Annotated in this window: 17 protein-coding genes and 2 pseudogenes; 11 read left to right on the forward strand and 8 right to left on the reverse strand. The window is 68.7% G+C overall.

Annotation, left to right across the window (positions count from 1 at the left end; all coding sequences use genetic code 11):
• Positions 1–117: 117 nt before the first annotated feature.
• Entirely contained in the window at positions 118–1116 is a 999-nt protein-coding gene (locus AB0K02_RS24340; RefSeq protein ID WP_365994632.1) for an endonuclease/exonuclease/phosphatase family protein, read from the forward strand.
• Between the two features lie 512 nt (positions 1117–1628).
• Here AB0K02_RS24340 and AB0K02_RS24345 read toward each other — a convergent pair.
• Positions 1629–2951: a hypothetical protein gene (locus AB0K02_RS24345; protein ID WP_365994633.1), complete on the reverse strand. Its 1323-nt coding sequence runs from the start codon at positions 2949–2951 to the stop codon at positions 1629–1631.
• 142 nt (positions 2952–3093) lie between these two features.
• Between AB0K02_RS24345 and AB0K02_RS24350 the strand changes: the two genes are divergently transcribed.
• Positions 3094–3567 (forward strand): hypothetical protein, encoded by a 474-nt coding sequence (locus AB0K02_RS24350; RefSeq protein WP_365994634.1) that lies wholly within the window; start codon positions 3094–3096, stop codon positions 3565–3567.
• A gap of 401 nt (positions 3568–3968) precedes the next feature.
• On the opposite strand, the gene AB0K02_RS24355 is transcribed toward AB0K02_RS24350, so the two are convergent.
• A complete protein-coding gene (locus tag AB0K02_RS24355) occupies positions 3969–4862 on the reverse strand; it encodes a Ku protein (protein WP_365994635.1) in 894 nt (297 codons plus the stop codon).
• Positions 4863–5777: 915 nt separating this feature from the next.
• Between AB0K02_RS24355 and AB0K02_RS24360 the strand changes: the two genes are divergently transcribed.
• The 5 genes and pseudogenes from AB0K02_RS24360 to AB0K02_RS24380 all read left to right on the forward strand — a co-directional run.
• Complete coding sequence (locus AB0K02_RS24360; protein ID WP_365994636.1) at positions 5778–6668, forward strand: phosphotransferase; 891 nt, start codon at positions 5778–5780, stop codon at positions 6666–6668.
• Between the two features lie 173 nt (positions 6669–6841).
• Entirely contained in the window at positions 6842–8608 is a 1767-nt protein-coding gene (locus tag AB0K02_RS24365; RefSeq protein ID WP_365994665.1) for an ABC transporter ATP-binding protein, read from the forward strand.
• 517 nt (positions 8609–9125) lie between these two features.
• A pseudogene (locus AB0K02_RS24370) lies at positions 9126–9952 on the forward strand (IS110 family transposase); the annotation flags it as partial.
• A gap of 390 nt (positions 9953–10342) precedes the next feature.
• On the forward strand, positions 10343–11590 hold the full coding sequence (locus AB0K02_RS24375) for an IS110 family transposase (RefSeq protein ID WP_365994666.1): 1248 nt from the start codon (positions 10343–10345) through the stop codon (positions 11588–11590).
• Positions 11591–11610: 20 nt separating this feature from the next.
• Positions 11611–12003 (forward strand): annotated as a pseudogene (locus tag AB0K02_RS24380) (transposase); the annotation flags it as partial.
• Here AB0K02_RS24380 and AB0K02_RS24385 read toward each other — a convergent pair.
• Entirely contained in the window at positions 11996–12481 is a 486-nt protein-coding gene (locus AB0K02_RS24385; RefSeq protein ID WP_365994637.1) for a hypothetical protein, read from the reverse strand. The pseudogene AB0K02_RS24380 and the gene AB0K02_RS24385 overlap by 8 nt on opposite strands.
• Before the next feature lie 588 nt (positions 12482–13069).
• Between AB0K02_RS24385 and AB0K02_RS24390 the strand changes: the two genes are divergently transcribed.
• Together AB0K02_RS24390 and AB0K02_RS24395 are read left to right on the forward strand one after the other, a co-directional pair.
• Positions 13070–13345, forward strand: coding sequence for a hypothetical protein (locus tag AB0K02_RS24390; protein WP_365994638.1), 276 nt, complete (start codon positions 13070–13072; stop codon positions 13343–13345).
• Between the two features lie 106 nt (positions 13346–13451).
• Positions 13452–13883 (forward strand): hypothetical protein, encoded by a 432-nt coding sequence (locus tag AB0K02_RS24395; RefSeq protein WP_365994639.1) that lies wholly within the window; start codon positions 13452–13454, stop codon positions 13881–13883.
• Between the two features lie 9 nt (positions 13884–13892).
• Here the strand turns inward: AB0K02_RS24395 and AB0K02_RS24400 are convergent, their stop codons facing one another.
• Both AB0K02_RS24400 and AB0K02_RS24405 read right to left on the reverse strand, forming a co-directional pair.
• Positions 13893–14228, reverse strand: coding sequence for a hypothetical protein (locus AB0K02_RS24400; RefSeq protein ID WP_365994640.1), 336 nt, complete (start codon positions 14226–14228; stop codon positions 13893–13895).
• Positions 14229–14268: 40 nt separating this feature from the next.
• On the reverse strand, positions 14269–14469 hold the full coding sequence (locus tag AB0K02_RS24405; protein WP_365994641.1) for a hypothetical protein: 201 nt from the start codon (positions 14467–14469) through the stop codon (positions 14269–14271).
• A gap of 399 nt (positions 14470–14868) precedes the next feature.
• Between AB0K02_RS24405 and AB0K02_RS24410 the strand changes: the two genes are divergently transcribed.
• Entirely contained in the window at positions 14869–15228 is a 360-nt protein-coding gene (locus tag AB0K02_RS24410; protein ID WP_365994642.1) for a DUF805 domain-containing protein, read from the forward strand.
• A gap of 613 nt (positions 15229–15841) precedes the next feature.
• Positions 15842–17104: a PQQ-binding-like beta-propeller repeat protein gene (locus tag AB0K02_RS24415; RefSeq protein WP_365994643.1), complete on the forward strand. Its 1263-nt coding sequence runs from the start codon at positions 15842–15844 to the stop codon at positions 17102–17104.
• Positions 17105–17493: 389 nt separating this feature from the next.
• Here AB0K02_RS24415 and AB0K02_RS24420 read toward each other — a convergent pair whose 3' ends face one another.
• The 3 genes from AB0K02_RS24420 to AB0K02_RS24430 form a co-directional block, all read right to left on the reverse strand.
• Entirely contained in the window at positions 17494–18048 is a 555-nt protein-coding gene (locus AB0K02_RS24420) for a hypothetical protein (RefSeq protein ID WP_365994644.1), read from the reverse strand.
• 134 nt (positions 18049–18182) lie between these two features.
• Complete coding sequence (locus AB0K02_RS24425; RefSeq protein WP_365994667.1) at positions 18183–19991, reverse strand: RNA-binding domain-containing protein; 1809 nt, start codon at positions 19989–19991, stop codon at positions 18183–18185.
• A 248-nt stretch (positions 19992–20239) separates the two neighbouring features.
• Complete coding sequence (locus AB0K02_RS24430) at positions 20240–20470, reverse strand: hypothetical protein (RefSeq protein ID WP_365994645.1); 231 nt, start codon at positions 20468–20470, stop codon at positions 20240–20242.
• Positions 20471–21277: the final 807 nt, after the last annotated feature.

The raw sequence follows: 21277 nt of genomic DNA on the forward strand, positions 1-21277 counted from the left end.
ACCAGCGGCAGCGGGTGCGCCTGGCAGTCGGTGGAACGCCGAGCGCGCCTCACCGTCACCATCACAAAACCTGGTTACGCTGCGTATCCCGGCCATGGCGAGCCCTGGGAGGCACCTGTGACACAGATCCGGATTGCCACGTTCAACCTGGAGAACTTCGATGAGGCCGCTGCGGGCGCACGCCCGTCGCTGGCCGAACGCATCAAGCTGATGAAGCCGCAGATCACGCGGCTGCGGGCGGATATCGCCTGCTTCCAGGAAGTCCACGGGCAGGAGCGCCCCGGGCAACCGCGCGCCCTGCTCGCACTGCAGGAGCTGCTCGCCGGCACCAACCTCGACGGCGCGCCCTTGGTCAGCACCAAGCCGGCGAACGACGCCGTCTTCGACGTGCGCAACCTGGTCATCGCCACCCACCTGCCGGTCATCAAGCACCAGCAGCTGAAGAACGACCTGGTCGCCGAGCCCCGCTACCAGCGGCTCACCGCCACACCCCCCGACCAGGAGCCGGTCCCGATCGGGATCGAGCGGCCCATCCTGCACGCGCAGATCGACATCGACCACGCAGAACCCGGCCGCCTCCTACACGTCATCACCGTGCACCTGAAATCCAAGATCCCCACCAGCATCCCCGGTCAGGTGATCGATCCCCAGAAGGGCATCTGGCGCACCGCCGACAGCTGGGCCGAGGGCAGCTTCCTGTCGTCCATGAAGCGCATGAGCCAAGCCCTGGAAGTCAGGCGCCTCATCGACCAGATCCTCGACGACGACCCGGACGCGCGCATCATCGTCGCCGGCGACTTCAACGCCGAACCCGAAGAAGTCCCGGTGCTCGCAATCTGCGGCAACGTCGAGGACACAGGCAACGGCGACCTCGCCACCCGGGTCCTGGTCCCCATCGAGCACACCATCCCCACCGAGGCCCGCTACACCCTCTTCCACCACGGCCGCGGCCAGATGATCGACCACATGCTCGTCACCCGCAACCTCCTCGCCCACTACCGCGGCTCAGAGATCCACAACGAAATCCTCCACGACGACTCCATCGCCTTCGCCACAGACATCAAATACCCCGAGTCCGACCACGCCCCCGTCGTCGCCACCTTCGACTTCAACTGACCTCACAGCGCCCCGCCCAACACGTTGAGAGATCAGGCCCGATCGTCCTTGGCACGCAGCCCGGCCCACGCGCAGAGTGGTCCTCAACCTGGTGTCCGCACATGGCTGCTACTGGTCAGCCGAACCTGGACAGGCACCGGTCATGCTGCTGCTTCGGGACATGGGCTGACCGTGGCGACCCGGGCGCCTATGGACGGGGTATCCCAATTCCTCACGAGGCGGTGGGCTTGGCCAAGGGGCCGAACATCTGCGACGCGAAACGGGTGACCGGTCAGCATGAACTGCTGAGAAGGCAGGAGCGGCCCCACGTAAGGTGCGAAGTGAACGCGGGGCCGCTCGGTTAGCCGTCCTGTCATGGGCGAGCCTCCTGGCGACTGTACGGTCGCCACCGCTGATCCGCCCGTTGGGCGGTCACCAGCAGAGGCGTCGCGGCACTCGTCCCACCCACCACAGAGTTCGATCGGGTCCCTCCCGCGCCCAGTGGATCCCTCACCGAAGGTCAAAGGGCAAGCTCAGAGCCGGTGCACCCGCGCCGACTGCTCGACCCAGTGCCAGTTCACCGGCGCGAAGCGCTTCTTCAGTGCCGTGCGCTGGGTTCTGAACGTTTTGAGCGCGGTCTCCACGACTCCCTGTAGCTCACCCAGGTCCTCCGGTACCGGCACGCGCAGCACCAGGTTCTGCGTGCGGTGGACGAGGAGGAGATCACCGGCAGGCGTGCAATCCATGAGGGTAAAGTGCGTGAGGGCCTTGAGCGCCGTGTCCTCGGTGGACATCCTGGCCCGCAACTGTCCGTCCGGGCCCCATGCGTAGAGGCCGTAGCGGTTCAGGTGGAAGGCCCTCGCCCGGTGCGGATCGGTGACCACGGTGAAGCAGAAGCCGGTGAAGGGGCTGTCCTTGTAAAGGTCCATGCCCTCCAAGCGTCCCGCCAGTCGGCCCCGGTCGTCCAGCAGGGCGAAGGTGAACGCCCCACCGCGGTTGCCGGAGCGGTAGATGCGGCTGAAGACCGGCACGACGAAGAGGTCGTCGCCGAGCGGCGCGGGCCGTCCGAGCGTGCAGTCGCTGTACTCGTAGGGGCTGCGTGCGTACGACGAGACCAGCTCGGTCAGCGAGGGCGAAGGCCGGTTGTCCCTGCCGACCGGGGCTCCCTGGAAGCGGACGTGCGGGCTCAAGTCCGCTTCCGTCTGCCGGGCGGTTCGGGCATCGAGTGAGGCGATCGCCTGCAACGTGGCCTTGGCCCCGGGGGCCAGGCTGCTCCCGGGTTCCGAGAGGGCGACGATGTTGGGGCGCGCCCCGGCCCAGTTACTCAGCCCGTACTCGGAGGTCACGCCCAGGAGCCGGCCTGACGGAGTGACCGAGAGGGAGACGGCGTAGGGGTCACCCGGCCCTCCTTCCTCGATGGAATAGCCGAAGGGCATCCGCCAGGCTTCCAGGACTCGGCTCAGGTCGGCGGAGAGCAGGAACGTGCTGCCCGGACTCTGGCTGAGGGCGACCGTGCCGTCGGGCAGTACTGCAAGAGTCATGTCCCCGGCTTCGGGGAGCGCCGAAGGCGAGCCGTCCAGGTGCGGCTGCGCGAACAGGGCCGTGTCCACAGGAGAGCCGTCCGGCGCGTACCGGGTGATGAACCCGTACGTGAAGTTCTCCTCGGCGGGATCACGCGGGGATTCCGGCAACGTCCGGTAGCGGCGCACTCCGCCCAGCACGTACGTATCGCCGAACGGAGCCGACCCGACGTCGAACACCGTGAAGTGCAGTCCGTCGGAGGGCTTGGCGGTCAGATCGACGCGGTGCGCGTTGACCATCAAAGCGGGCAGGGTCAGAGGAAAGGCGTGGACCATGATCGGAATTGTCCGACGCCCCACTGACATTGAGACTTGGGCATGGCGCTGGCCGCGGGTTACAGGGTCCTGACGGGGCGCCGATCAGGGACCAAGTCCGAAAGACACAGGGTGGTTTGGCCGCCTGTGTCAGGATCGCCATATGATCGAGCTAGGTGTGCGGATCGAGTTCTACGAGACGGTCAGGGCCGTGGGCGAAGCCTCGACGCTCTACGCAGGTGCCCTGTACCGAGACGACGGTTACCTCGCGGCGGCGGTCCCAGCGGTGGGCGACAGCATCGCCCTGGCTGGGCTGCGCGTCGCATCGCGTGAGGATGCGGTACCGCTGCCGTTCACCGGTCCGCCTTTTGTGCCCGTGCGCGCGGTCGAGCACTACCTGCTCCCCGTGCGCGACGGGAACCCGCCAGCGTACTGGGAGGCAGAGGGTGGGTACGCGGAAGCGTCCGCGAACCTCGTCATTCACCTCGAGATGGGCTACTCGCGCGAGCGATTGCGCACGATGGTCCGCCAGTTCGTCGCAGACGGCTGGTCGTACAGCGGCAGCGGAGAAGGATCCGAGCTGGAGAAGTACGGGCGGGAGGCGTCGGCCGAGCTGCGTCAGAACCCGATGCCGTAGAGCGGGCGAGCGGGCGCGAAGACGTGGCGGGCCTCGAGCCGAGGACAATGCCCTGCCCGCCATACAGCCGGTCTATGGCCTTGGGAACCGTTGGGCCGTTTTCCATTAGACATTCGGCATGCGGGCTGGAACAGCCAGCACGGGGACGGGACGCCGTGTCTGGTTTCGCAGGAAGTTTGTTGGTCGCTGGCGAAGGGCGGCGAAGGCCAGGCGCGGCCCATTGGATGGCGTCAGAAGCCGTCGCTCCGATCCAATGGTTCGTCCCGTCTTTGCCGATGGGGCCGGTGTAGCCCGCGACCACAAAGGTTGGCCAAGGCCCAGTCCAGTCCGGTGGCACCCCAGCCGCTGACGATGAGGGCATGGCCCCACGGCGCATTGCCGTTAGGCGCCAGCTTTACAACCTAGGAGGCGCGCGGCTTCCGGCCTGTGGTCTTCTTGGCCGCGGTCTTCTTCGTGGCCGCCTTCTTCGCCCCGGCCTTCTTCTTCGGCATGTCGTGGACGGTGGCGGGCTCCTCGCCGCGGGACTCCTTGGCGGCTTTCACTGAGGCGTTGAGCGCTGCCATGAGGTCGACGACCTGCGCGGCCGGCTGCGGCGCCTCCCCTGCTGGCTCCAGCTTCCGGCCCTCGGCCTTCGCTGTGATGACCTCCTCGAGGGCATCCCGATAGTGGTCGGTGTAGGCGGGCAGGTGGTCCTCAGATAGGGCGTCCATGAGGCGCAGGGCCTCGTCCACCTCCGAGTCGCCCAGCTCCACCGGCGGCGGCGCGAGCTCCTCGGAGGAGCGGATCTCGTCCGGCCAGTGCATCGAATGCAGGACGATCGCCTCGCCCTTCACGCGCAGGAGGCCGAGTCGCTCGCGGCCGCGGAGGGCGAACTTCGCCACGGCCACCTTGCTGGACCGTTCGAGGGCCTGGCGCAGGAGCTTGTACGGCTTGGCCGCGACCTGACCATCCCCCTCCAGGTAGTAGGAGTCGCCAATCCGTACGGGGTCGATCGTCTCCGCGGGGACGAACGCGACGAGCTCGATCGCCTTCGCAGTCGGCAGCGGCATGTCCGCCAGGTCGTCGTCCGTCACGGGAACGAGGGTGTCCTTCGAGACCTCATAGCCCTTGATGATCTCGTCGTCCCGCAGCTGTTTCCCGTCCAGCTCGCAGATCTTCCGGTAGCGGATACGGCCGCCGTCCTCCAGGTGGATCTGGCGGAATGGGATGTCGTGGGACTCGGTGGCGTTGATGACCTTGATCGGGATGGTCACGAGACCAAAGCTGATGGCGCCGCTCCAAATCGGACGGGGCATGACGAACCTCCGTGACAGCCCCGAGCAGAGCCAGCCTACGACAGCGTGCTTCGTAGGTAGGCCGTCACGATGTCCCGGAGGTACGGGGCGGGAGCGGTCATGTCGCTCCTCGTGACCTTTTCGCGGGGGCGTTGCGCGCGGCGCTCCCGGAGGCGTAGCTGGCGGACGCTCGTCGTACGTAGCGGCGCATCTGCTCGAGCGGGCACGGATGGGGCGAGCACCACCCGGGCGTGCGTCGAAGGTGCTGACGCTAGCCGCTGTCGTGGCCGCTCACGGGATTGCCGCCCCGGCCGGTGGCCCGGCCAGCAGTGAGATCAAGCCACTTTGGCGGGCGCCGGATTTCGGGGGCGGCGCGGTAGCTCGAGAATCCTTTCTCCGGGCTGCGTCCCAGGTCATCAGCCCGCAGCGGCGTGGCTGTCCCTTCACGGCCCGGCCGGTTGGGAATGACCGGATCACGGTGGCGGCCTCCGCTGAGTGTCAGTGGCGTGGACGAGGGTGCGTCCGCAGAGCACATCCGCGCCTCGCCGAAGGAGACCGGTGCCCTCGACGCCGTCATTCAATCCGCCGTTCGGGCTACTGCGGTGCCGCTGCCCCCGTGAGGGTGAATCGAACATGCAGGTGCCAAGCACCTAGGCCGACAGCACTTGCCCCGTCTACCTGGCGTCGAACTTTCGCTCGCCCCATAGCCCGAGGCTGCCCGTGTCGGCCCTGTGATCAGGGACGTTGTCCGGGTGCTCTACCCGTTTGCCGCTACCGAGGAGGATCCGTGAATCCCGTCCGTGTGCTTACCGCCCTTCGCCCCGTATTCGAGAATCCTCCCGCGCAGGCCGCCCAGGCCATCGCGTTTCGGCGTCCGGTCGATGCGCGTCGCGCCCTGTTCGCCTCCGCATCACGACCGTCATCGGGGTGGGGGGCATGACCGACCCGAGCACGTCCGCCCCCGCCTTGCTCGCGTGGGCCAGCCGGGCCCTCGGCGCCCGGCCGTCCGTCCGGGACGCCTCCCACCCACGGGAGAACTCCCGCGTCTGGCAGCTCTCCCTGCCCGGAGACGTCCGCTTCTACCTGAAGGTGTCCCCGCGCTCGTTGATGTACGAGCGCGAGACCCTGGCGCTGCGCCACGCGGCTCCGGCCCTCGGCGGCGGCCGCGCGCCACAGCTGCGCGCCTCGAGTGCGGAACACCTGGCCCTGCTCCTGACCGCGGTCCCGGGACGGCCGCTCAAGCAGCTGACGCTGACGCCCGCCGAGGAAGTCCGCGCACACAGGCAAGGCGGCACCTTGCTGGCCCGCTTCCACGCGGCCGGCGCCCTGTCGGGCCCCCGGCGCACCGAGGCCGAGCAGGCGCTGCAGGCCGCGGCGGATGGCGCCGAGAACCACCTGCGCACGGCTGGGGCCCGGCTGACTCCGGCGGAGCAGAAGCTGGTGCGGGACCTGGCCGAGCAGCTGTGCACCCTTCCGCCGCTGCCGATCGCGTTCATCCACGGCGACGCCTGGGACCGGAACCTGATGTGGTCGAGCGACCGGGGACAGGCAGGATTGATCGACTTCGAGAGATCCCGGTTTGCGACCGTGGTGCAGGACTTCGTCCCTCTGGCCTGCGCCACCTGGGCTGATCGGCCCGACCTACGTACCGCGTGCCTCCAGGGCTACGGCCGAGACCTCACGCCCAAGGAGAAGCACGCGCTGAAGTGCCTGGCGGCGCTCGACGCGGTGAGCTGCCTGGTCTGGGGGCCCGCCTACGACGACCCCCATGTCACCGCGCGCGGGCGGCGCACCCTGGACCGGCTCATGGCGGGGGTGTTCGCGTGAGCGCACCACATGAGAAGACGACCGCATTGGAAGCGCACGGGGCGAGCACGACCGACGAGTGCGTGTCCGTTCCCGCAGCACGGACGGGGGTTCCACAGCCGTCCGCGCCGCCGGAGCTCGACTACAACGGGCGCAAGCACCGGCGGGCGATGGACGACGCCACCTTGTGGGACATGGCCCGCCGTATCCCAGCGGCACTGATCCAGACGGCCCGCCTGGCCTGGACGGTCGACCGGAGCATGGCCCTGACGATCGTCATCTGCCAGCTGCTGTCCGGCATCGGCACGGCCGTGATGCTCACCGCCGTCGCCCACGCCTTGCCACAGCTCATGGTCTCCGACCCCCGCGAGGGCCTGGTCCACGCGGGGCCCGCACTGACCGTCGCCGTCGTGGCGATGGCCACCGGCGCAGCGATGTGGATCCTCGCGGACTGGGCGACCCGGCGCCTGAACCCGAAGATCGCCTCAGCTGCGGATCTGGAGCTGGTCGATCTCCATATGCGGGCCGAGCTCGCCGCGTACGACGCGGAGGGCTTCGGTGACCGGAGCCAGGCTGCGGAGATCGGCGCGCTGCGCGCCGTCGACCTCGCCGACGACGCCAAGACCCTCACCAACGGGCTCGTCCAGCTGGTGTCCGCGGCAACCGTGCTCACCTCCCTTCACCCGCTGCTGCTCGGTGTGCTGCTGCTGTCGGTTGTCCCCCGAGGTCTGGGCGGAGTGATCGCCGCTCGGGTCGACTACCGGGTCCACGACCGGACGATCTCCGCCCGGAATGTGCGCGGGATGATGCGGTGGTGGCTGACGACGGCCGAGCTCGCCGACGAGCTGCGGGCCAACACAATGCGCGGATACCTGCACTTTTGGTACCGAGCGATGTGTGACCGGGTCGAATCTCGGGAAGTCGCCGGGGCCCGGCCCTACCTGCGGATCACACTGCTGGCCGCGTCCCTCGGCGGGTTGTTCACCCTCGGCATGTGGGCCTCGCTCGCCGGGCTGGTCCTCGCCGGGGCCATGTCGACCGCGATCGCTGGCACTGCGGTCGTCGCCTCCCAGACCGCCGGCCGCGCCCTGAACTCGATCATCAGATACAGCACGGTCATGTTCCACCACGGCCTCTACCTCTCCGACTACTACACCTTCATCGACGAGGTCCGCGCCATGACCACGGCCCGCGGCACCGCGCAGGCCAAGCCCCCGCAACAGATCCGACTGGAAGGCGCCTCCTACACCTACCCAAGCAAGGAGACCGCGGCCGTCCAGCCGATCACGCTCACCCTGAACCGCGGCGAGGTCGTCGCCCTGGTCGGGGAGAACGGGGCCGGCAAGTCGACGCTGATCAGGATGCTCACCGGGCTCACCGTGCCCACCGACGGAAAGGTGCTGTGGGACGACACCGACCTGGCCACCGCCGACGCGGAGACGGTCTGGCGGCACGTGGGCCTGGTCCCACAGAAGAACGGACACTGGCCGCTCGCCGCCCGGGAGAACATCACCTTGGGCCAGCCCCGCGAGCACGGTGACGATCGGATCTGGGACGCGGCGGAGCGGGTCGGCATGACCAAGGCGCTGCGCGAGCTGCCCGATCAACTGGAAACACTGCTCGCCCGCTCGGTGTGGGGCGGCCACGAGCTGTCCGGCGGCCAGTGGCAGCGCCTGGCGTGCGCGCGGGCGATGTATCGCGAGCCGGCCGTGCTCGTCCTGGACGAGCCGACCAGCGAGATGGACGCCCGCGGCGAGCACCAGATCTTCCGCGAGCTGCGAGCCATGGCTCCGGACCGGATCACCGTGGTGGTCACGCATCGGTTGGACAACGTACGTATGGCCGACCGGGTCATCGTCCTTGACCAGGGCACCATCCGAGAACAGGGCTCCTTCGACGAACTCGTCGCGACCGAGGGCAGTCTGCTGGGCGAGCTGTACGCCCTCGCCCAGGACCGCTGACCACCACAGACATCGCACATCATCGCGGGGCCGGCGCAGCCGGCGCGGCCCCGCCTCTCCCCCGACATTCGAGGAGCACCTTGCACAGCGTGGAGCCCGAAGCCGTCCCCCGAGCCTGGGCCCAGTACGGGGACCATCATCTCCAATGAGGCACCCTTGTCCCGGAGCTGGACCGGATCTCTTGGGGATTCTGGCCGACCGGGCCCGGCGCCGGCGCGCTCGCCCGGCGTCGCGGCCACAGCGCCGTCTGCTGCGCCCGGCGGCACCCGGAAGCCGACTCCCCCCCCGTTACCTTTTTCTTGGCTCCGCAATGGGGCCTCCGGCCTTCGGGTCCGGCATGACTTCCCCCTCCTGTTGTTGATGATCCGGGGGTGGTGTCACCGGGTCCGGAGGCATCGACGGACCGCTGATGAGGGGCTTGAGCACCGGCTTCACCCAAGGCCGGAAGAGCTCTCCGTAACGTGGATGTGGCAGCTCGGTGCCCAGGCAAGGCCGGACGTGAACGTGATGGAGGGGCATGCACGTGATCGACACCGGCGACATCGACGTCTTCCTCGGCCTGGACGTCGGCAAGGGCGAGCACCACGCCACCGCCGTCACCCCGGCCGGCAAGAAAGCCTTCGACAAGCGCCTGCCCAACACCGAACCCAAGCTCCGCGAGCTGTTCGCAAAACTCCAGGCCAAGCACGGAACGGTGCTGGTCGTGGTCGACCAGCCGGCCTCGATCGGCGCCCTGCCGCTGGCCGTGGCCCGGGATATGGGCTGCCCGGTCGCCTATCTGCCGGGCCTCACGATGCGGCGGATCGCCGACCTCTACCCGGGCGAGGCCAAGACGGACGCGAAGGACGCGTTCATCATCGCGGACGCGGCCCGAGCGATGCCACATACGCTGCGGGCGATCGACGGAGAGGACGAGACGATCGCCGAGCTGGAGATGATCGTCGGCTTCGACGACGACCTGGCTGGCGAGGCGACCCGGGTCGCGAACCGGCTGCATGGCCTGCTGACCCAGATCCACCCGTCGCTGGAACGGGTGCTGGGGCCGTGGTTGCAGCACCCGGCCGTCCTGACGCTGCTGGAACAGTTCGGGTCACCGGCCCAGACCGCAAGGCGGGGAGGCGGCGGCTGGTCACGCTGCTGCGGCCGAAGGCACCGAGGATGGCCGAGCGTCTGGTCGAGGACATCTTCGCCGCGCTGGACGAGCAGACCGTGACCGTTCCGGGGACCGAGGCGGCCGCGCTGATCGTCCCGAGCCTGGCCGCCTCCCTGGCGGCCGTGCTCGACCAGCGCAAGCTGCTGGCCGGGCGGATCGAGGAACTGCTGGAGGCCCACCCTCTAATGCAGTGCGGAGCGGATGCCTCGGATCCTTCTGGCCGGTGAGGTCCGCCTGAAGACTGGCACCGTCTCCGCGGCGGGTTTCGTGACGGCCTGGTGGGCACCGGGCTGACTCCGAACCCTCTTCGGCACGGCGATGCCTATGGAAAGACTGGCAGCGCCCGGCGTCCTCCGGCCGCCACGAAACTCGCCTGTATGTGAGGCACGTTGATTCCCGTGGTGCGAGCCCACGGCATGGTGACCTCCCCTTCGTCTCCGCGAGCCAACGAGCTCTGGGCGAGACCGAGGCCCGTGCGGTGCGCTGGTGCCACGAACGGCTTGTGAGATGGCGGACCGACGAGTCCTGGCATTAGAGCGTCGCGTGGCCCGCATGCGCTCGTCACCAGCGCAAACAACCGACTGAAGGGAGAGAACGTGAAGGTGTTCTGCGGGATCGACTGGGCGGAGAAACATCATGACGTCGCCCTGGTCGACGAGGCCGGGAAGCTGCTCGCCAAGGCCCGCATCACTGATGACGCAGCCGGCTACCGCAAGCTGCTGGACCTGCTCGCCGAGCACGGCGACACCGAGGCCGAGCCGATACCGGTAGCCATCGAGACCTCCCGCGGTCTGCTCGTCGCGATCCTGCGGGTCGGCGCACGGCAAGTCTTCGCAATCAACCCACTCGCCGCATCCCGCTACCGCGACCGGCACGGCGTCTCCCGCAAGAAGTCCGACCCCGGCGACGCCCTCGTGCTGGCCAACATCCTGCGCACCGATATGCCCATGCACCGCCCACTGCCGGCCGACAGCGAACTCGCCCGGGCTATCACCGTGCTCGCCCGCGCTCAGCAGGACGCCGTGTGGAATCGCCAGCAGATCGCCAACCAGCTCCGTTCGCTGCTGCGCGAGTACTACCCAGCCGCCCTGGATGCCTTTGTGACCGGCCGCAAGGGCGGCCTCGCCCACGCTGAGGCCCGTGCTGTCCTGGCCATCGCGCCTACCCCGACCGCTGCTGCGAAGCTAACGAAACCCCAGATCAGGGCAGCTCTCAAGCGCGGCGGCCGTCAGCGATACGCCGAAGCGGAGACCAAGCGCCTCCAGGACATCTTCCGAGCCGAGTACGCCCATCAGCCTCCGCTCGTCGAGGAGGCCATGGGCAAGCAGATGCTCGCCCTCCTCCGCCAGCTCGACGCCGCCGCCGAAGGCGCTGACGACCTCGCTGAGGCGGTGGAGGCGTCTTTTCAGCAGCACCCGGACGCTGAGGTGATCACGAGCTTTCCCGGCCTCGGCGCCCTGCTCGGTGCCCGGCTGCTTGCCGAGATCGGAGATGACCGCAGCCGGTTCGCAGATGCCCGAGCGCTGAAGGCATACGCCGGGTCAGCCCCCGTCACCCGAGCATCAGGCAAGAAACGCTACGTCGGGCGCCGGTTCGTCAAGAACGACCGCCTCACCCACGCCGGCTATCTGTGGGCCTTCGCCGCCATCACCGTCTCGCCCGGCGCCAACGCCCACTACCGGCGTCGCCGCGAGCGCGGCGACTGGCACGCAGCCGCCCAGCGCAACTTGTTCAACCGCATGCTGGGGATGCTCTATCACTGCCTGCAGCACCGAGTAGCCTTCGACGAGCAACGTGCCTTCGCACCGTTCGTCGAGGCCGCAGCTTGACTCTTAGCGCCGTGAGATGTCTTTCGAAGGTCCTGACGTCGATGCCGGGAGTCGGCGTCAGGACCGGAGCACGAATCCTGATTGAGGTCGGCGACGGCAGGACCTTCCCGACCGCCGGCCACCTCGCCGCCTACGCCGGTCTCGCCCCGGCCACCCGGAGCTCAGGCTCCTCGATCCGCGGCGAACAGCCCTCCAGGAGAGGAAACAAGCAGCTCAAAAGGGCTTTCTTCCTCTCCGCGTTCGCCGCCCTGGGCGACCCCGCGTCCCGGGCCTACTACGACAAGAAGATCGCCCAGGGCAAGCACCACACCCAGGCTCTGCTCTGCCTCGCCCGACGCCGGGCCGACGTCCTGTTCGCGATGCTCCGTGACGGAACCTTCTATGAACCGCAGTCGTCGGCCGCAGTCACCTGACCTGCGGGTCTGCGAGGAGGACGACTCGATCGGCCTCGACATCGAAGCCGAGCACTGGATGGCCATGGTCGCCTTCCGGGTCCATCAGCACGGGCTTGTTCAGCCGCCTTCCGATCTCCCGGAGGAAGCCGCAGAACACATCAAGTCGCTCCTGGCCCTGCAACTCCCGCAGGTCGACGTCGAAGTCGACTTCGTCGTCGGCAGAGAACCGGAAGATCGCCAGCACATCGGCCGTCGGCCAGACCCGCAGGTTCGGGCACTCGGCGTCCGCCGGGCGGGACAGCACGACCTCCGCCCGGGGCACCGGAAGCACCGCTTCTCCCTCGGAGTACTGGCACTTCCAGCCCTTCTCCTCGACCAGGTCGAGGACCGCCTGCCAGTCCTGCACCGAGGCATTCGGGACACGCATGTCCGGCAACGACCCCATCAAGTCCGGGTCGAAGAAGCACTTCACGTCATCCCACAACAGGTCAGCCACCCGGCCATGCTGCCCGCCTCACCGACCCAGCGCACCCCCGTTTCCCTTGACCAAAGACATAGGGGCACCCCCCCGGGAAGGGCCCCGGGCAGCACGGTCGGACAGCCGAAGCCCCGGCTCCACCGGTGAAGGCCCCGCCGATGAAGGCTCGTTGATATCGGGCTGTCGCCTCCACGGGCCAGCGCGTCGGGTGAGGATGAGCACGAAGGCGGCAGCAAGGGGGGCTGACGGATGGATGCATGGATGTGCGAGGCGTGCGGCGAAGCGGTGTCCCAATCCGAGGAGGAGACCACGGCCGCAGCGGTGCGCAGGCACGCACGTACGCACGCGCACCCGGAGGCGAGCGTGCGCAGAGAGGGCCCCGGAGGGATCAGTCAGCGGTGGCGCACCCCCGAGGAGCGTGAGCGGCAGCAGGAGAGGGAGCGGCGCGAGCGAGAGCGCAGGCGTCGCATTCCTCGGCTTGCACCAGCCGCCGGTGCAGAGCACGACGCGCGCCGGCCGCGAGGGCCCGCCTCTGGCTGGATCGACCGCACCAGCAAGCCGCAGCAGACGAGAGCGGCACGCCGTCGGACGGGCACGCGGACTGCCTTGGAATGGCACCGTGTCAAGACCGTGTGCGGTCTGGCGTTCATCGCGGCAGTGCTCGGGTTCTTCGTCATGGCAGTGTTCGGTGACCGCGCGTACTGCTGGGAGCACCCACACGCCGAGCCGAACATGCGGAATGGGGCGGAGTGGTGCTCGGTGGTCGGCGGGACGCTGGTTGACGCAGTTCTGACCTGGACCGGATTCGCGCTGTTCTTGGGCGGAGTTCTGACCATCATCGGAACGCTCGTGTGGGCCTTCCGCCCCTCGGCGCGAGGCTGAGAACGGGCCTTGGGCTGGCTGCGAGGATCCCCAAGCCCTGACTTCCGCCGCGCTCCGGAGCCCGAGCCGCGGGGCAATGTCCGAGGCGCGCATTACGCTCGATCGCATGACCGACGCCGCCTCTACCGACGCCCCTGCATTCGACCCGTACGACTTCCCGCCCGATCTGATCAGGGCCCAGCGGGAGGCCGCTGAGGTGCGTGAACAGCTGCACCGCTTCCAGGCCACGCTCCCCTGGTCGCGCGAGCCTCACGAGGGGTGGGAGGCGTCGCACGAGGGCGGCGGTCTGCACGGCTTCCAGTCCTCCCGCCCGCCCACCGACGGGTGGACGGACGAGCAGAAGACCGAGTACGACCGGCTGTGGGAGGAGTCTCGCAGGGCGAGCGAGGTCGTCTACACGCATCCGCACTGGCAGACGTGCGGCGTGGACGCGTACAAGGCGCGCCAGGCCCTGAAGCGTGTCCCGGAGGCGCAGCCCGTCATACCGGCGGACACGGCCCTGTCAGCTGCACAGGAAGACGTCGCGCTGGCCCACTGAGCCGGGCCGCTACCGGCGGGGCCGGGTCGGCGGCGGGGTCGGACCGGTCTCGCCCGCCGCCTCCGGGCGCGGGGCGTGAGAGGCCCGAAGCCCCGGCTGCGGCCACTGGTACAGGCGCGTCGTGACGTGCGTGTCCCCGCGAAGATCGACACTCACCTGGTAGAAGACCCGGCCGTCGGCCCAGTCCTGCCGGGCCTCGATCGTCGCGTACCGCCACACCCCGTGGGAGTAGACCCGCAGAGCCGGCCGGTTGGTGCGGGGCCACGTCGTGACGCGCGGCGCAGGCCCATCGTCCGGCGACCAGGGGCGCGCCTCGACGGCTCCGGGAATCTCCTCGCTGCTCACGCTGCCGAGCGTAGACGGGCTGCGTATCAGCCGACGCCAGTCACGGTGACAACCGCATGGCGAGTGGTGCCCGCGCCTCGACCACCAGGTCCCCGGTGGTGGCGACAGAGAAGTCACCACCGGTTGTGCGGCCACGGCCCGCGGGCTCGGTCGTCTCCAGATGGGCTGGGACTTGAGCGGCCAGCGGAGCGCTCCAGGTCTGCGACAAAGCGGTGCGCCCGTCGGGGAGGCGTACGGCCACGTGCCGTTGTCCTGCATGCCTTCCACACAACGTGTTTCGCCCCGCCGGGCCGTGCGGCTCGGCAGCATTCGTGCACAGACCACCCGCACGGCAGTCACCCACCCGTAGGCCGTGCACGATGCGGCTACCGGGCCGCTACAGTCCCGGGTTCCAGGCAAGGCGGTGCGCGCTGGCTGAAAGGCTCCGAAATCCGCTCGCCGAAGAGGTCCTGCCCGCGTTCGAGGTCGCTTCTCTGTGATCTTCGGACTCGGTATGGACACGGTTGAGCCGCAGGTGGATGACCCTTCGGGGTGCTGTCAGGAACCGACTTGACCTTCTCCTTATGTCGGCTTTACATTCCGCCTGCTTGACCGAAAATGGATGCGTCCCTGTCAAGGGGGCCATGGGGAGGGGACCGCAGTGAACTGGTACCTGGCAGTGCTCAAGAACTACGCCGGATTCGGCGGCCGTGCACGCCGCAAGGAGTACTGGATGTTCTACCTGATACAGGTGATCGTCCTCCTGGCCCTGGCGGGCGTGGGCCTCGCCATAGAGTCGGACATCCCCTACATGATCTACGTCCTCGCGACGCTGATCCCGACGTTCGCCGTGTCATTCCGTCGACTGCACGACACCGGACACTCGGGCTGGTGGATCCTCATCGGTCTGATCCCTCTGGTCGGCAGCATCATCCTGCTCGTCTTCCTGGCCTCGGAGGGTCAGTTCGAGGCCAACAAGTACGGCGAGAACCCCAAGCTGGCTCCGGCTGCTGCTGCCTGAGTAGACGCTTCTGGGCCGATCGCACCGGATCACACCACCGCAAGGGCCGGGTGCAGCAATTGATGCTGCCCCGGCCTTTGCCGTGCGTGCACCATGCAGTCCGCGGGGCTGACCGTCCGGCCCAAGTGCTCGCAGGAGTCCGTTCGCAGAGCACAAGACACTAGTGCGCAGGTGTGCCCACCTTCCGCGCCATGACGAACACCATCTCGCCGAAGGCCGGCCGTCTGAGCCGGCTCACCCCGCACGTCATCACCCGCATCGCGAAGGCGACGCAGGCCGGCCAGACCCGCCCGAAAGCCGCCGCGCTCGTCGGCGTCGACTGCTGCGTTGTCTCGCGCAGGCCCTGGCAGGAGGATCACCGGTGGCAGCACGAGCGAGAACAACATCGGCGAGCTCACCTCACGACAGCGCCGCTCGATGCCGACACGATCTGGGTTCGCTCGCTGCCAGGCCGAAGGACCAGACGGCGCCTTTCGGATCACCCCCGACCAGTTCGAGACAACCTGGCCCACTCCGTGCAGGTTTGCTGTCGGGTGGTCAGACAACCTCCGGTCTCCAGGAGGCCCAAGCACTATGGTCGTCGTGATCGCGAAGATCAAGAGATGGGGGAGAGATGGGCACCAGAGCCAGGTCGCGGCGATGGGCCGTTGCCGCGGCAGGAGTCACACTGGCGGCAACGGCGTTGGTCGCCTGTGGAGACGGCGGCTCATCGGACGCGAAGTCGTCCGGCGAGTCCGCGAAACCTTCCCAGGCGACTTCCAAAGGGCCAAGCCGTCCATCGTTCGACCCGCCCGTGCGCTTCGGTGGGCCTACGGTCGAATTGCCGAGTGCAACCCAGCCGAGTACGACGAGCGGGGAAGCGACACGGCCTGCGGTCACGCTTGCCGACGGGGTTGCCTACATCACCGCCGAGGGGGGACTGGAAGCGATCGACACCGGGACTGGTGCACCGCGGTGGGACGTGAGTACGAAGCACGCCCCAGAAGCGGGCGGTTTCGGAAGCAACCGTGCCGCTCCCCTGGTCTCGGCTGACGGCAAAACCGTGTACGCCGCGTGGAACAGGGATGTGGAGGGTGAAGGGACAACGCCGGACCGATCCGTGATCGAGGTGCTGGCTGTCGAGACGGCCACCGGCAAGACGTCATGGTCGGCCGAGATCACAGCCGCTCCCAGCTCCACCGGGCTCAGCGCCATCCCCATCGGGGCCGACGAGATGCTCGCGCCGCAGGTCATCGGAGTCGATGCCGGCACAGCGCTCGTCACTGCGGCCGACACCACGTATGCCGTTGAACCCTCCGCGGGCACCGTCCGCTGGAAGAAGCCCGACTTTCGTGCGGTGACCCTCGCCGACGGCGTCGTTGCCGGCGGTGAGAAGACGGGGTTCGGCGAAGGAAGGCTCTTGGGACTCGCGGCGGCCACGGGCGAACAGCGGTGGACCGTGGCGGAGGCGCGGCAGCCGGCCGCAGCCGCGCCGCGGTTGCTGAGCGCAAGCCTCAATGACACAACACTCGTCATAGATGCGGTCAGCGGTGAGCGGCGAGTGGCACTCGATGGCGAGGGCTGGCGGTGCCGCCACGACGCACAGTCCCTGGTCCTGTGTTCCAAGTACGGGTACGGGGCGGCAAACCGCGGGATCACCGTGTTCGACGCCGCTTCGGTTCAGACGCAGTGGATGTTGCCCGACGGTTCCGGACGGACGGTGCCGAAGGTCAGCGGATTCTGGCACGGTGCCGTGTATGGGGAGGTGGGTGACGAGCCGATCGTCCTGGACGGCAAGACGGGACAGGACCGACAGACTTCGGCCGGCGCCGCGCCAAACGAGATCGATCGGTACGGCGGTGTAGCGGGATCCACGTTCCATCGCGCCGCAGGCTGACATGGGCGTCACCCCGAGGTGACCTCAACGGTCGCCGCCAGTTGTGGCGCCTGCGGCGGAGCACGGCGCCGCTAACTGAGCAGAACCGTGCGTCGACGTAGCTGTCCTGCCCCGGCAGGGGCAGGACGCGGATCGGCAGCCGATGCCTACAGCACGAAGAAGACCTCTTCCACATCCGTCTCCTCCCGCCATCGCCGCACCAGTTCCTGCTGCTCGCCGGCCTCCGCCCAGGGGCAGATCTGAGCGCCGGCCTGGCTACCGTGCGTCCCCAGCCACCGGGTGAACTGTCCACCGCCACGCCGGGGTCCGCCCACACGCCGTCGCTGGCGGCGCCGGTCCCGAACTGCAGGGTGACTCGGAACTGAGCGGCAGCGAACGGAAGCTGCTGCTCACGCACCGGCTTCCCGGTGCTCGATTCGGCCTTGCCTGAGCGTCTCCAGCATCGCCAGGCGCGTCTCCTCCACCCGGGCGGCGCTCCTGGGAGGCGTCGTGTACGCGGTGTGCCGCTCGTGTTCCGCAACCCGCTCCTGGAACCAGGCTTGCCGCGACCGTGCGATGGCCGCGGTCGGCGCGGTACGGATCGCTTCCTCGGCAACTGCTCGGTCGGGCTCCTCCATGGCGTACTGCATCTCCATCCGGTTCAAGACCTCCCGGCCTACGGGGATGGACTGCAACCACAGCATCAGGCCCGGGTCCTCCGCCATGTGCAGTCGGAGCCGCTCGCGAAGGGCGGCAGTCTCCGTGAGGAGCAGGTACATCTCAGGGTCGCTGCTGGCGGCGTGCATCTCTGCGGATGCCTCTGGGCTCTGTCGGATGTACCTGAAGACGGCCTCGAGCATTCCTGCGGTGCGCATGAGGTCGGCGGAGTCAGGGTCGTACGGACGGGGCCCGGGATCGCTGGGCTCCCACGTGCGCGACACCTCAATCTGCTTGTCGATGTCCATGTGCTCTCTCCCCTTTGCCAGCCCCTGGCGTCAGCGTATGCCGAGGCGCCGACAAGGCCTTCGGAGGCTGTCCACGTGCTCCAGGGCCAGGGCCTTCGGGTCGTCAATGCCAGTGCTCGGGGTGGGGTGTGGGTCTACTGCAGTGCGTCCAGGTCGGCGTCGACGTAGCCGAACGCACGGGCCATGTGGACGAGCGCCTGCCGCAGCAGGTTCCTGCGCTGGTTGGCGGCCATGCGGGGTGTGGCGGTGATTGTGACGGCCATGCTCTGCCTGTGGTCCTCTCCGTCACCGAATGGCGTCAAGTCGAGGGCCGACACCAGGGGCGGCAGGACGCCGTTCGGCTCGGGCCGCTCGCTGCTGAGTCGCAGCTCGCTGGTGGGCGGTGCGGACCATCGCAGGCCGGGAGTGCCGATGGCTTCCGGGAGCAGCTCGGCGGCGGTCTCCCAGGCTCCGAGGAGCACGGCCTGGGCCTCTTCCAGACCCAGCTGTGTGTCCCAGCCGCCGGGCGAGAGAAGCGCTGCCCACGCTTCCTTGTCGTCGACGAGGAGTTCGGCGCATGCAATGACGGAGGAGTCCATCGGGGTCGGCAGGGAGAGCATGGCGGCGGCTCGCAGCGCGGTTGCGCCGTCCGGCGCGGTGAGGGTGCACGCGTAGGCGAGCGATCGGGACGAGTTTCCCGAAGCCGTCCGCTCCCACCGCTCAGCACGCAGGTCCGTGCCCCGGCGCTTGGAGAGCATGGTCATGGCGCCCGCCAGCGAGCTGAACGGAAGCTGCTGCTCGAGCTGATGGCGCCGCGTCCTGGTGATCTCCAAGGCGTCCGTGCCGGCCCAGGGCAGGTTCACCACGACGCGAAGGCGCAGCGCGGGGGTCTGACCGCTCGTCCAGGCCGTAGCGGAGCGGCCCTGCTGGAGGCTGAAGTGCGGTCGCGGCTGCCACCGCCACTCGTCGTTCCCCAACCGCATGAGGCGGCCCGCGCCCCAGTGTCCGCCGGCGAGTTCCAGGCACTGGGCATCAGCTTCGATCAGCCACGGTATTCGTACACCTGCGGGCGGGACGGGGAACCCGATGGCCGCGAGCGCATCCTGGCCGACGTCCGCCCGGCCCGCGTCCGTGATCGCCTGCCAGACCGGTGCCGCGACCGCGACCGGTGGGCGGTCGGCCACCAGGCACAGCACCCACCCCAGCTTGCCGGGCTGCGTGTGGTGGAAGTCCTGAAGCGCCGCCGTGCCGTGCTCCCGTGCCTCTCCGGCCGGCGCGCCCAGCCCGTGAGCCGCGAGCTCTCGGTGGGCCTGGCGCATCTCCCATTCCCGGTCGGCGAGGCCCTGGCCCACCCGCAAGACATCGGCACGCGTCGCGGCCGCCGCCTCCTGGACCAGCGCCGCGAGGGCCTCCGGGGTGGGCATGCCGGAGGCCTTGACCCCTGCAGCGAGGAGCTGCTGGACCTCGGTCCGCGGCAACCAATGGGTGCCGTCGCCGTCGCGGATCGGCACCGCGACCGTGTCCGGCCTGGGCGCGCCGTTCTTGCCCGTCGGGGCCGCCACGACGAACAGCTGGCCTGGAGCTTGGACCGGGATGTGGAGGAACGCCACCCGCTGCCCGTCGTCGGGTCCGGACCAGCCGATCCGTAGCCCGCGTACCGCTGGCGTGATCCGCTGCAGCAGCACCTTGCGCACCTGGTCCGGGCTGACGGCGTCCGGATCCACGCCGACGATGTGGTCCAGAATCTCCTCACCGCGTTCTGGACGAGTCGCGATGCCGATCACGATCACGCCCCCGCCTCCGTTGGCGAACGCGGCGACATCCTTGGCGAACTCCTCGGCGACGGCCGGCGCCGACAGCTGGTACGGCTGCTTCTTCGCGTCGATCCACTGCGACTCACGCAGTTCGAGCAGAGCATCGGGGTGGTGGGCGTCGAGCGCGGCCAGCGCGCCCGCGAGGTTCATCGGCACTCCGGAAGTATCCACCCGTGAACAGCTGTCATCTCCCTTTCGCATAAGGGCGACCACCTCCGCTTCTCAGCTGCCCGGTGACGGACCGTTCCTCTGCGCTCGCCTTGCAGCGCCGGTCCCCGGGTACCGGGACCGATCACACCGAGGAGTTCCCCCGTCCGACGTGCTCGGGATTGACTGGGACCAAGGCGGCCACTCGATCAGGCACCGTGGTGAGCGCGACGCCAGCCAGGTCTATCCGGTCACGCTCGAGGCCGACGAGGCGGGAGAGATGGTGATGGCACGCCGTACTGCGCGATCCGCTCACCGCCGAACTTCGCGTATGCGTCGTCCTCGTATCGGCCCCAGTACGTGACGTCGGCGAGCCCGTCGGCCGGCTCGTCGTCCATTCCCGTCCACGCATCCAGCCCTGCGGCATTGCCGATGACCATGCCGCACCGGTCGACGGGAAGGTCCCCGCGGCGGACGGGCACCGATCGGTCCCGCGGTCTCGGGCCATGGGAGTCCGAGGCTGATCTCCAGGGTTGCGATTGTCGGTTCCTCATCGAACGGGGACGGCGAAGTGCTCGTCCTCACGCTCAGCGGCCGATCGTCGGCGGCCGCGACCGCGACTGCTTCGCACAGCCACTCACGAAGATGGCCTCCGCCTGCCACCCTGGAGCACGACCCAGCGCATGGAGCACCTGGCCTGGCACACCCTGATCCTCTACGACACTCCCGAGGCGCGGGCCGCCAGGGAGCACGAGTGCCGCAAGGAACTGAGGGCCTGGAGAGCGTTGATGTGCTGGAGGCCTCTTCCTGTTCATGGCTCTGGGCGTGATGTGGGAACCGGTGACTCCGCGGAGGCGTAGGGCTGCGGGCAGGCATCACCGTCTTCGCCATCACCGCGTCCACCATGGTGATCTTCATACCCATGCAGCTCAGCAGACCTGACCCGCCACGCGCCTGATCACGCCTACCTCTGACGGCGGCTCGGAGCAGCCGGACCGGGTGCCCCGCCCGTTTACCGTGCGCCCCGCTCACCAGGGCATTCAGCGGCGCCAGGCCCACGGTGCACACGAGCGGGAGCGGTGGCTTCGGAAGGAGGTCACCGACCTGCCCCCACCGGACCTGCGTCCATACGGGCTTGGGTGCGTTCTGACGCCCACAGAGCGACACGATCCACACAATCCGAAAATCACCGACGCTATTGACCGGTCAATTGGTTGATTGTAAGGTCGATTCATAGCGGCGCTGCTCTACCTGCAACTCAGGTGGGAGATAGAAACGAAGTTCAGGCG

This window comes from Streptomyces sp. NPDC049597 (genome assembly GCF_040675505.1).
GTDB lineage: Bacteria > Actinomycetota > Actinomycetes > Streptomycetales > Streptomycetaceae > Streptomyces.

What these genes read in the sequence shown, in the direction of transcription:
- AB0K02_RS24345 (WP_365994633.1), bottom strand. Translation starts at nt 2,951, where the DNA reads ATGGTCCACGCCTTTCCTCTGACCCTGCCCGCTTTGATGGTCAACGCG.
- AB0K02_RS24415 (WP_365994643.1), top strand. Translation starts at nt 15,842, where the DNA reads ATGGGCACCAGAGCCAGGTCGCGGCGATGGGCCGTTGCCGCGGCAGGA.
- AB0K02_RS24420 (WP_365994644.1), bottom strand. Translation starts at nt 18,048, where the DNA reads ATGGACATCGACAAGCAGATTGAGGTGTCGCGCACGTGGGAGCCCAGC.
- AB0K02_RS24355 (WP_365994635.1), bottom strand. Translation starts at nt 4,862, where the DNA reads ATGCCCCGTCCGATTTGGAGCGGCGCCATCAGCTTTGGTCTCGTGACC.
- AB0K02_RS24360 (WP_365994636.1), top strand. Translation starts at nt 5,778, where the DNA reads ATGACCGACCCGAGCACGTCCGCCCCCGCCTTGCTCGCGTGGGCCAGC.
- AB0K02_RS24365 (WP_365994665.1), top strand. Translation starts at nt 6,842, where the DNA reads ATGGCCCGCCGTATCCCAGCGGCACTGATCCAGACGGCCCGCCTGGCC.
- AB0K02_RS24350 (WP_365994634.1), top strand. Translation starts at nt 3,094, where the DNA reads ATGATCGAGCTAGGTGTGCGGATCGAGTTCTACGAGACGGTCAGGGCC.
- AB0K02_RS24395 (WP_365994639.1), top strand. Translation starts at nt 13,452, where the DNA reads ATGACCGACGCCGCCTCTACCGACGCCCCTGCATTCGACCCGTACGAC.
- AB0K02_RS24425 (WP_365994667.1), bottom strand. Translation starts at nt 19,991, where the DNA reads ATGAACCTCGCGGGCGCGCTGGCCGCGCTCGACGCCCACCACCCCGAT.